The organism is Bacteroidia bacterium (genome assembly GCA_016218155.1).
Taxonomy (GTDB): domain Bacteria; phylum Bacteroidota; class Bacteroidia; order Bacteroidales; family GWA2-32-17; genus GWA2-32-17.
Genome location: JACREQ010000013.1, coordinates 1 through 8,805 on the forward strand (window position 1 = coordinate 1; position 8,805 = coordinate 8,805).

Below are 8,805 nucleotides of genomic sequence, written 5' to 3' on the forward strand. Positions count from 1 at the left end.
AAATATGAAAAAAATCATAAATCCAATATAATGCTATAAAAACTGAAAAATAAAGAATGCAATGAATCAAATTTATTAAACATAATTTGATCATTCTTTTTGAATTAATGAAAGATGTGTAAAAAAATAAAATTGATAATAGAATTAAACTGTTAAATAAGTCTTTAAATACCTCTAAATATATTTTGGGAGATGTATATATTGCTAATAAGAATATAAACAATAAAATAATTATTAAAAAGTAAAATTTAAGAAACAGTTTTATCTTTTGAAGGGTTATACATTTTTCTTTAACTAAATAAATAAAACAAATTAAATATAATACAATGAATGGATACTTAAAACTAGGTATAGATGCTCTAAATATAAATAAAAGCGTAGTTATATTTAGTAAACAGATTCTTAATTTAACTCTATTATTTAATAAAGAATAGAACATATTATCATAAAATAAATATTTTAACAACTACTAAAAATACAATTTTAGAATATTGTTTATAGTTTTTTATTCATCATACTAATAGAATGCTAGCAGTACAATCCTTCATTTGCCTCTTTATTCTTTTCATACGATGAAACTTTAAGAAAATGAGTGATAAAACTCTCTACAATTCATCTCTGGAAAATAATATTGAAACACGCCTCAACGTTACGGATCACAACCTCAAATTTATTTCGAAAAGAACTGACAATATATTCTTACAAGTTCTATCAGTTTTATCCTCAAAAATGAGTCTAACACAACAACTTCACTCCCTACTGATTTAAAGTAACTAATACGATAAATAGCATTTCTTCTTTAAATGATAAAATAAAAGTTGATAATCTTAGCGTTTATTATTTGGGAAAAGAGAATCGTTTATCTACCAACTTCATGATATAGTAAAGAAATATAATATTTACAGCAAAAAACAGTAAAGAAAAAGCTGAATACTGAATTGCTAACCAAACTAAAATCAAAATGAATAAATTAATTAAAATTGAATAAAATACTGTTTTTTGATGGCTAAAACCCGATTGTACAATGCGCTGATATGCATGCTTTTTATGAGCTTTCGAAAGAGTTTCCCTATTCCTCCACCGACGATAGAGGGTAAACGTTGCATCGAACCAAAAAAGTGAGGTGAGCATAAGCCAAACTACAATTGATGAATCACCCTTACTTTGATAGTAAATGGCGAAAACGCCAATAGTAAACCCAAGAAGAGTGCTACCCACATCGCCCATGAAGATTTTTGCTGGTTGCCAGTTCCAGACCAAGAAACCTGCTGTTACAGCGGCTAGCATAAGTGGAAGTGTAGCGCCAAACAATAAAAACGAAGCAATACCAATAAAAATAATCTCGGTACTAATGTATCCATCTATACCGTCCAAAAAGTTGAAAAGATTGGTAAACCATACTATCCCAACAATGGCGATAGCACTCAAAATAATTGTTTGGTAAACCGATAAACTCCAACCATCAATGTCCTTAATGCCTCCTAAAAGGAGAACGGCACCAACTGCCGATAAAATTTGTATTATTAATCGTGATCTTGCCGAAACTGTAACAATATCATCAACTAAACCAATAATCGAAATGGGTAAACCCAAAAGCAGAGCAAAGTATAAACTGCAATCAAGTTTATTGAAAAACCTCATGACGGTAATAACTATAAACCATGTAATCGCAATAGCAATCCCTCCTCCCCTTGGAGTGGGATTAGTATGAGAACTTCGCTCGTTAGGGATATCGATAATAGCCCGATTAATTGACCATATTCTAACCACATAGGTTAATAGCAAGGAAAAAACTACAGATAATAAAATAACAACACCATTAAACATCATTCAATTGTCTCCTAATTAAATTTATAGCACCATCTCCCTAATACCATCCTCAACAGAGTATCGGGTTATGTCATCCTCTTTGGGAAAATTAGTAAAAACGGATTGACCTCCGAACAATTTATTATACTCAGTTTTGAATAAAAATCGGAAAAAAAATTGTAAAAATCGCGGCATGTTAATAAGCAAGACCTTTCGATCAAGGTACTTTGCGATAATGCGAATGAGTTGATTTGTTGAAACAGGCTGATGGTCAGATAGAATAAAAACCCCACTCAGTTGATTAATTGTAATTTGACCGAGATATTGGGTGAGATTTTTAATATGGATAAAATCCCTTGTACAATTCGCATTTCCGAATGGCAATGGAAGTTTCAACCTTACTAGTTTAATTAATCTAAGCATGTTCCCTGGGGCATCTATTGCACCATAAACCATAGGAGGGCGAACAATAGCAACTTTAAATACATCATCCAACATGCTTAACAATTCAATATCCGCTTTCAGTTTTGAGGAGCCATAAGGAGTATTAGGACAGCAAATTGTATGCTCATCGATGTATTGAGAACCACCATAAACGGCGATGGTGCTCATTTGTATAAATAATCCTACTCCAGCTCTTTTCGCCTTCTGAGCGTTTAAAATGGTTAAGCGATAATTAACATCATCGTATATTGACTCATCCTTTATATCTGGTCGATGAACGATGGCAGAAAAATTTATTATAACATCAGCACCTTGGAATACAGACTCAGGAATAGTACTAAAATCAGGAATAAACAATTCATTCTTGACAGAGGAGCCCACTCGTGAGATTCCAATAATTGAATCGATTTTATCATGAACAAAATCGATATATCTTTTTGCTATAAAACTATCAGAGCCAATTACAACAATACGCATATTTAAAATCTAGAAAATGAAATTCTACAATTATTTGAACAACTCTTCAAGGCGACTAGTCAAATGTTTGTAATCGTAACTCTTTGAAGCGTCTTTTAATCGTTGCTGCATTTCAAGTCTTTCTGGAGCTGTCATTGAAACTAATTTACAGATAGCTTCAGCATATTCTTCTGATGATGAAAAGTCCTTAGCAATCCCCAAATTATTCTTTGTAATGGGACAAAACATCATTTCGAGATTGCAACAAATAGGCTGTCCACTGGCCATATATTGAAACATTTTGCTTTGGCTTCCCCCGTATCGCCCAAACTTTCCCTGAAGATAATTAAGAATGTTAACATTGGCGCAAGATAGAACATAGGGAACATATTTTGGATCAATCCATTTTTCTTTAAAAATAACATTATCGATGCGATGTTCTTTACAATAGCTGATAAGGCTCTCACGATCGTCCCCATCTCCATAGATTAAAAACCTGACATCATGAAGGTTTTTAATTTTCTCTGCAGCATCTATTAAATGCTTAAGATGGTTAGCTCGTCGAATCGAGCCCAGATAAATAACTCGTTTCGTCTCAGGATCAATAAGATCAGGATCATTTAGTTTATAACTTTGGAGAAATCTATTAAAATCGTCTAGATCTACACCATTGTTAATATAATGTACGTGCGATAAATCTATGTTTCCTCCCTCCTGAGTGGTCCATCCTTTCTCCCTTAAATATTGTTTACCACCTTCCATTGAAAAGACTAATTCATCAGCCCTCTCGTATAACCATCGTTCTGTTCGATATAAAAACCATGTTATAGGATTAGAACGACGCAACATACCCAAATCAACAAATGTCTCAGGCCATAGATCGAGAACCTCAACAATGTGCTTGGCATTTAAGCGTTTGGCAATAAAGTGAATTGGGTTGCTAAATGGAACTGTGGCTGTATGCAATATAATATCGGGTTTTGGAAAGTTCTTAACCACGCGTTTAAGGCGAAACGGAAATTGCAGTAGTCCAATAATCCTACCCAATCCATTTTTTCGATATAATTTTGTGTTAATATGAACAAATTTCAAATTATCATATTGACGCTCGATATATAGACTTCCATCGTCAATTAAGTTCATATTCATATTATGCATTACGCTTGATGCAAATATTGTTACATCGTACCCCGCTAGCGTTAGATATTGGGCAAATTTTATTGTCCGCAACCGTGGCTCCATTTGGGGAGGCATTGCATATTGATTTATGAGCCAGATTCGTTTCATCAATTACCACTTATTCATTATATCAATAACCCTATCAACTTCACTCTCCTTCATTACTGGGCTTATTGGTAGAGATAGCACTTCATTATGTATTTTTTCAGTAATTGGGAGATTAATATTATTATAATTTGAATAACAATTCTGTTTATGTGGTGGGATGGGGTAATGTATAATAGTTTGAATATTATGATCAGCTAAATATTTTTGTAAATCATCTCGATTAATAGTTCTAATTACAAATAAATGCCAAACATGATTTTCAGGGGAATTAGGATAGATTGGTAAAATTATTTTGTCGTTCTTAATATTATCGATATAGTGTTTTGCAATTGCTTTACGGATATCATTTTCTTTATCAATATACTTTATTTTTACTGTTAGGAAAGCCGCTTGTATCTCATCCATTCTACTATTTAAACCTGTATATGCATTTATATATTTTTGATTTGATCCATAATTTGAGATAGCTCTAATAGTGTCAGCTAATTTTGAATCGGATGTTGTAACGGCTCCACTATCTCCCAAGGCTCCAAGGTTTTTACCGGGATAAAAACTAAAACCAGCAGCATCGCCCAAGTTCCCAGTTTTGATACCATTAAAACTTGCACCAATTGCTTGAGCATTATCTTCAATAATCTTAAGGTTATACTTTGAAGCAATTGAAGTCAACTTTTCACTCCAACAAACTCTACCATATAAATGGACAATCATTATTGCACGTGTTCTATCCGATATTTTATTCTCAATATTATTTATATCAATATTGTAAGAATCTAAACTAGGTTCAACAAAAACCGGAATTAGTCTATTCTCTGTTATTGCAAGAACTGATGCTATATAAGTATTTGCTGGAACAATTATTTCATCTCCTTCTTGCATGTATCCTAACTCAATATAAGCCCGCAAAATTATTCTAAGTGCATCCAATCCATTTGCAACAGCAATTGCATGTTTAGCATTTGTATATTCAGTAAGTTTATTTTCAAATGACCTGCATCTCTCACCTAACAAATACCAACCACTGTCAATTACCTCATCGACCACTCGCTTTAATTCATCCTTATATTGGGCATTAATTTTTTGTAAATCCAAAAACTTAATCATATTGTTGGTTCTCCATCAATTAATATATATTTATTACCTTCTTTATCCTCTAATTTTAAAGAAAGAGATTTACCTCCTTTTGTAACGTATCCAACATGTTTTGCAGGATTGCCTACCCAAAGAGTAAATGGAGGTATATCTTTGGTAACCACTGCTCCTGCACCAATCATGGAATTTGCACCAATTTCAATGCCACATAATAAAACAGCTCCAGCTCCAATAGAAGCATTTTTTCTCACAATTGTTCTTTTAAGTTCAAATGATTGTTTTGCTCTAGGATATTTATCATTTGTAAATGTTACATTAGGTCCAAGTTGAACATTGTCTTCAATAGTAATACCGTCCCAAACATAAACACCGCATTTTACTGTTACATTATTCCCAATAACCACATCATTCTCTATAAATGTATGGGCACAAATATTACAATTATTACCAATCTTAGCATCTGGAAGTATGACCACGAATTGCCAAATATTTGTATTAGTTCCAATGTTTGTTGATTGAACCTCCGATAATTTGTGAATGTAGTAATCAGCCATTATATGTGTAGTTTAATTTCTTCAAAAATTCTTTTTTAGGGTTAACTCCCCGCTGCTTGTAGCATAATTTTTTATATTAGCATAAGTGTGAGAGCAAATATAAATATAATACACACAATGTATCTGTGTTGTTATATCATTTATATGTCTGGCTAAGAATAGGAGAGTTGTGTTTGATAAAATTGTTGATGAAGCCCTGAAAGTAGTATATCTTGAGATGGAAATATAAAGTACATTCTCTTGAAATAGGAACATATAAGAGCCATGTTCATTTTTTGATACAATCAGTTCCGAGCAAAAGTCCAACGCAAATAATAAGAATGTTGAAAATCATCACGGCAAGAAAAATATTCAGAATCCATCCTGAAGTAAAAACACAACTGTGGGGAGAGGAATTCTGGACAAATGGATATTTTGTGAATACAGTAAGTAAATTTGGTGATGAAACAACGACCTCAAAACATGTAAGGTATCAATGAGTTGAGAAAGACTATAATATTATGCACAAATTTGTTTTAAGATATTCCGTAACTTGCAGCATAGCAGTTTATTTTTCAGGATTCATTAAAAGATAATAATCATAAGGATTAATAAATGTGACTTTCTTAGAAAGAAGATAATCAATTATCTTTTTAAATTCACTAAACTTGTCAGCGTCCCAACTATTTGGATGAATCTGAAGAACTAAACATGGTTTTTCAGAAGAATAATTTTTTATAAATTTGGAATAAACTGGATCAGAAGTTGGGAATTCGATTTCAACAAATCGTTGCATGGTAAATTTTGTACTTCCTGGCAATCCAAATAACCAAACCTTTATATTTTTCTGGTTATTAATTGCTCTAACGGTGACTGAATCAATACCATTACCTGGTGCACCAAAAGTGTGAAATATAATGCCTAGTTTTTTGATAGCCAGACTATCAGTAAGTGACATATGTTTATACTGATAGGAATATGGTGTATTATAAAATTCTTTATATGATTCGCCATTTGGGTATTTCCCATCATAAATATGATTATAACCATGATTCCAAAGTTCAAAATTCCCTGATGCAGCAATAGATTTAAGGTATTTAAAGTATTTATTGTTACCTGCTTCAAGCGAATTTCCGATAACGCCAATACTTGCTTTAATTCCTTTGCTTTTAATGTAATCTATAAATGAAACCCATCTTTGAGGGACGATAGTATTTTCATCAAAAACCATATCATCTGCTTTTAAAATTACCAGCTGATTGAAAACGTTTATCTTGGCAATAGAAGCTCTTTTAGCACTATCAGGACCTGTAATAGTTACCGCTATAATATCTGAGACTACTGAATCAGGTGCATAATATTTAACAGAATTACCACTACCCTTAATCCTTCCAAACTCCGCAGTCCAGTCAAACTTCATATCGTCAAGGTCTGGATTCGATAACCCAATATTTAAAACTGTTGAATCTCCTATTTTCAGATACATGTTATCAGCACTTATAAAATTTTTTTGGATTTCAGGTACTTGGAGGTCAGGTTCAGTGCAACTATAAAAGTAGACTATTAACAGAAGTAAACCCGTTAAAAATTTTACGTTAAGTCTATTTCTAAATTGCATCAAATAATCGCAAAGATCCTTTCTTATTCCACCATTCCTACCATTAATTTCTACCATTGCAAAAACTTTATTGCGTTTGACAAACTTTGCTATTTCCTTATACCGACTGAAACTTCAGAACCAAATTCTTTTATTTCCTTAATTACTTTCTTAGTAAGGGTAAACAGTGCAGGCAATAATATGTTGGTTTCATAATATACTTTTTCTCAAATAAAAATAATATGCTGTTTTGAGATCGGTGTCAACATCATGCCTAATTATAAAGTGTTTTTCATTTTGAACAACATATTTGCTATTAACTTGCTTTTTATAAAATTCTTCGATAGTATGAAATAAATGCACTCTATTTGATACTTTCATTAGTAAATTATCGTACCAACTTAATCTGCTAGGACAAAAAATCATCGCATATTCTTTTTTAATGTCAAAAAACTCATAATTTATACGTTTCAAATTGTTCATAATCCCTAATGTAATCATCAGCATCATAAACCATAGAAGCCATAACCAAACAAACTGCTCCAGAAGAAAAATCATCCAATTCACGCCATATACCAGGGACTATAAGTAATCCCTGATAAGGTCGATTCAAAGTAAAAGTTCTTTTCACATTTCCATCATCCAATGTAACATTAAAACTGCCACTAGCTGCAACAATCAATTGTCGAAGTTCTTTATGAGCATGGCCTCCACGTGACTCCCCTCCGGGAACATCATAAAGATAATAAACTCGTTTTACATCAAATGGAACAGTAACTCCGTTTTCAATCACACTAATATTACCCTTATCGTGCTGATGTTTATCAATTTCAATGATGGTACAATCATATACGGTTGACCTTTTCATTTCAAACTGTTTTTAAATTCATTATAGTCGAATATATAATCTGAATGATCATAGGGGATTGAAGCTAAAATTAGTGCTAACGAATTTGTTGAAAAATTTTCCATCTGCCTCCACATTCCTTTTGGAATGTACAAACCGTAATAAGAGCGATTCAAAGAAAAAACCTCTTTGGTAATACCATTATCGATTATAACATCAAAACTCCCAGAAAGAGCTACAATAAACTCTTCGTTTTCCTTGTATGCATGACCACCCCTAGTTTCACCACCAGGCACATCATAAATCCAATAAGTACGTTTAATCTTGAATGGAACATGATTATATTCTTCTATAAATGAAAGATTACCTCTTTGATCTATTATTTTGGGAAGATTAATAATTTTAACTGATTCCATTTTATTCAATATTAATAATCTACAGCATTTATATATTTTAATGCAACCATATAATCTGTCAATTCTTTTGCTGTAGCAATGGCATTATCTGATATTTTTTTTCTCTCGGCAGGGGTTAATTTGTTTATCTGTCTAATGATTTGAACTAATTCCTTTTCATTTCCTGCTTCACATAAAAAGCCATTTTTCTCATGCTTAATAATTCCATCAATTCCTTCACTTCTTGAACCAATAGTTATACAACCTCTTGCCATTGATTCCAAATAAACTAAGCCAAATGCCTCTCTTTTGCTAATCATTATCATACAGTCAGACTCATCAATT

At 32.2% G+C, this 8,805-nt stretch carries 9 protein-coding genes and 1 pseudogene; 1 reads left to right on the forward strand and 9 read right to left on the reverse strand.

The genetic code is table 11. The features are described 5' to 3' along the window. Window positions 1-837: 837 nt before the first annotated feature. Genes HY951_02380 through HY951_02400 form a run of 5 tightly spaced genes read right to left on the reverse strand, consistent with a single transcriptional unit; the run spans window position 838 to window position 5,642 of the window. Complete coding sequence (locus tag HY951_02380; GenBank protein MBI5538876.1) at window positions 838-1,830, reverse strand: glycosyltransferase family 4 protein; 993 nt, start codon at window positions 1,828-1,830, stop codon at window positions 838-840. A gap of 21 nt (window positions 1,831-1,851) precedes the next feature. Further along, window positions 1,852-2,730 (reverse strand): NAD-dependent epimerase/dehydratase family protein, encoded by an 879-nt coding sequence (locus tag HY951_02385; GenBank protein MBI5538877.1) that lies wholly within the window; start codon window positions 2,728-2,730, stop codon window positions 1,852-1,854. Window positions 2,731-2,760: 30 nt separating this feature from the next. Beyond that, complete coding sequence (locus HY951_02390; protein ID MBI5538878.1) at window positions 2,761-3,996, reverse strand: glycosyltransferase family 4 protein; 1,236 nt, start codon at window positions 3,994-3,996, stop codon at window positions 2,761-2,763. A gap of 3 nt (window positions 3,997-3,999) precedes the next feature. Further along, window positions 4,000-5,100: a DegT/DnrJ/EryC1/StrS family aminotransferase gene (locus HY951_02395; GenBank protein ID MBI5538879.1), complete on the reverse strand. Its 1,101-nt coding sequence runs from the start codon at window positions 5,098-5,100 to the stop codon at window positions 4,000-4,002. Next, the gene (locus tag HY951_02400; protein ID MBI5538880.1) at window positions 5,097-5,642 is read right to left on the reverse strand and encodes an N-acetyltransferase; all 546 of its coding nucleotides are present in this window, start codon (window positions 5,640-5,642) and stop codon (window positions 5,097-5,099) included. Before HY951_02400 ends, HY951_02395 begins: the two co-directional genes overlap by 4 nt. 125 nt (window positions 5,643-5,767) lie before the next feature. Between HY951_02400 and tnpA the strand changes: the two are divergent. Then, a pseudogene (gene tnpA / locus HY951_02405) lies at window positions 5,768-6,121 on the forward strand (IS200/IS605 family transposase). 68 nt (window positions 6,122-6,189) lie between these two features. Here tnpA and HY951_02410 read toward each other — a convergent pair. From HY951_02410 to HY951_02425, 4 genes are all read right to left on the reverse strand, one after another. Continuing rightward, a complete protein-coding gene (locus HY951_02410; protein ID MBI5538881.1) occupies window positions 6,190-7,107 on the reverse strand; it encodes a DUF2334 domain-containing protein in 918 nt (305 codons plus the stop codon). Between the two features lie 565 nt (window positions 7,108-7,672). Continuing rightward, window positions 7,673-8,086 (reverse strand): WxcM-like domain-containing protein, encoded by a 414-nt coding sequence (locus tag HY951_02415; GenBank protein ID MBI5538882.1) that lies wholly within the window; start codon window positions 8,084-8,086, stop codon window positions 7,673-7,675. Continuing rightward, a complete protein-coding gene (locus HY951_02420; GenBank protein ID MBI5538883.1) occupies window positions 8,083-8,481 on the reverse strand; it encodes a WxcM-like domain-containing protein in 399 nt (132 codons plus the stop codon). Before HY951_02420 ends, HY951_02415 begins: the two co-directional genes overlap by 4 nt. A gap of 11 nt (window positions 8,482-8,492) precedes the next feature. Then, window positions 8,493-8,780 carry a glycosyltransferase gene (locus tag HY951_02425; GenBank protein ID MBI5538884.1) on the reverse strand — a complete coding sequence of 96 codons (288 nt, stop codon included), beginning with the start codon at window positions 8,778-8,780 and terminating at the stop codon, window positions 8,493-8,495. Window positions 8,781-8,805 lie beyond the last annotated feature (25 nt).

Coding starts and splice junctions, on each gene's coding strand:
- HY951_02380 (MBI5538876.1), bottom strand. CDS start 1,830: ATGATGTTTAATGGTGTTGTTATTTTATTATCTGTAGTTTTTTCCTTG.
- HY951_02385 (MBI5538877.1), bottom strand. CDS start 2,730: ATGCGTATTGTTGTAATTGGCTCTGATAGTTTTATAGCAAAAAGATAT.
- HY951_02390 (MBI5538878.1), bottom strand. CDS start 3,996: ATGAAACGAATCTGGCTCATAAATCAATATGCAATGCCTCCCCAAATG.
- HY951_02395 (MBI5538879.1), bottom strand. CDS start 5,100: ATGATTAAGTTTTTGGATTTACAAAAAATTAATGCCCAATATAAGGAT.
- HY951_02400 (MBI5538880.1), bottom strand. CDS start 5,642: ATGGCTGATTACTACATTCACAAATTATCGGAGGTTCAATCAACAAAC.
- HY951_02410 (MBI5538881.1), bottom strand. CDS start 7,107: ATGTATCTGAAAATAGGAGATTCAACAGTTTTAAATATTGGGTTATCG.
- HY951_02415 (MBI5538882.1), bottom strand. CDS start 8,086: ATGAAAAGGTCAACCGTATATGATTGTACCATCATTGAAATTGATAAA.
- HY951_02420 (MBI5538883.1), bottom strand. CDS start 8,481: ATGGAATCAGTTAAAATTATTAATCTTCCCAAAATAATAGATCAAAGA.
- HY951_02425 (MBI5538884.1), bottom strand. CDS start 8,780: ATGATTAGCAAAAGAGAGGCATTTGGCTTAGTTTATTTGGAATCAATG.